The sequence below is a fragment of the Bacillus sp. AFS001701 genome, assembly GCF_002559405.1.
Classification (GTDB): Bacteria; Bacillota; Bacilli; order Bacillales; family Bacillaceae_G; genus Gottfriedia.
In genome coordinates this window covers 1-511 of record NZ_NTZO01000715.1, presented here as the reverse complement: position 1 = coordinate 511, position 511 = coordinate 1, and the positions used below count along the sequence as shown (strand labels likewise).

General features: G+C 28.8%; 1 protein-coding gene. It reads right to left on the bottom strand.

Annotation, left to right across the window (positions count from 1 at the left end; translation table 11 throughout):
- Window positions 1–139: 139 nt before the first annotated feature.
- Window positions 140–511 (bottom strand): hypothetical protein (locus tag CN514_RS26080; RefSeq protein ID WP_176526078.1); only part of this gene is annotated, 372 nt, incomplete at its 5' end.

The following is a 511-nucleotide window of genomic DNA, read 5'->3' as shown; positions in this document are numbered from 1 at the left end:
TTAATTGGCGTCTTTTTTATGAAGGCGTATCATTTACAATAAAAATGATTTACACTTTATTGCGCGTTTATCCATAATTTGGCTATAACTAAACAAATTAACCCTCGGGATTTCCCCAGGGTTTAAAAAAACAATTATATTATTTCTTTAAAATTGATTTAAGTAATTTAGGACCTTCTTTTACTACCTTTGGCCCCACTTCTTTTACTAACTTAGGACCATACTTTAAACCTACTCCAGTTAATGCTACTAATGTCACACCGTATGCCATACCAAGAAACGTTTTATCTTTATCATCTTGTTGTTGTGAATTTGCCACTTGCTCATTTATAAGCTTATATAATTCTTTTCTTTGTTCAAATGTCAAATCATTATTCTTTAACTCTTCCTCATAAATTGAGATCGTTTTTTTTATAATGTCGTAAACATTTTGACTAGAAGAACTAGAGGTTTTAGTAGCATTAATAAACATTTCTTTAATATTAGGAGCGGATTTTAATAAATTTTTTAT